The organism is Caulobacter sp. 17J65-9 (genome assembly GCF_010975005.1).
Classification (GTDB): domain Bacteria; phylum Pseudomonadota; class Alphaproteobacteria; order Caulobacterales; family Caulobacteraceae; genus 17J80-11.
On sequence record NZ_JAAIVC010000321.1, the window covers coordinates 1 to 884 of the forward strand.

General features: G+C 76.0%; 1 pseudogene. It reads left to right on the forward strand.

From position 1 onward, the window contains the following. A pseudogene (locus G3573_RS21680) lies at nt 1-884 on the forward strand (ribonucleotide reductase); the annotation flags it as partial.

The following is an 884-nucleotide window of genomic DNA, read 5'->3' on the forward strand; positions in this document are numbered from 1 at the left end:
GCTGAAGGCCGCCCGCGAGACCGCCCTGGCGCTCGCCGACGGCGGCGACGCCGTCGCCGCCCGCGCCGCACAGCTCTACGGCCTGGCCGCCGGCGCCGCCCGCAAGACCGGCCTGCGCAACGCCGAGGTCACCGCCCTGTTCTACGATCCGGAGCTGTCGCTGCGGATCGGCCGTCGCCTGGGCGCCCAGCCCTGGAAGGGCCCGATCACCGAGGCCGAGACCGAAGACGGCGAAGTCTTCCCCATGCTGAGCGAGGAAACCGCCGCCGCCCTGACCGGCGCGGGCGTTCCGGTGTGGGAAGCTCAGGCCCACGTTCTGGGCCGGCGCACCCTGGTCGGCTCGCCGGCCGTCGGCCCGGAGGCGCTGCGCGCCCGGGGTTTCACCGACTTCGAGCTGGAGGCGGTCGAGACCGCGCTGCAGATCTCGCCCTCCCTGCAGGGCGCCTTCTGCACGGCCGTGCTGGGCGAGGGCTTCCTGCGCGAAGCGCTCGGCCTCAGCGCCGAGGACTGCGAAGACCCGCACTTCGACCTGCTGGCCCGCCTCGGCTTCACCGACGACGAGATCGACGCGGCCGAGCGCTGGACGCTGGGCGCCGGGACGCTCCGCGACTGGGCCGAGCTGCCCGAGAGCCTGACCGGCGTGTTCGCCGCGCCGACCCGCGACGCCCTGATGTCCATGACCGCGGCGCTGGAACTGTTCTCCGGCGCGCCGTCGCTGTCGCCCCTGCCCGTGCAGTGGAACGAGGACGACGCGGCCGCCGCGCGCCTGCAGTCGGCCGCCGCCACCGCCGGCCTGCGCGCCGTGCGCCTGAAGCGCTCCACGCCGCCCAGCCGCCAGCTGTTCGACCTGACCCCGCCGGAGACGGCCCGTCCGGCCGCCGCCC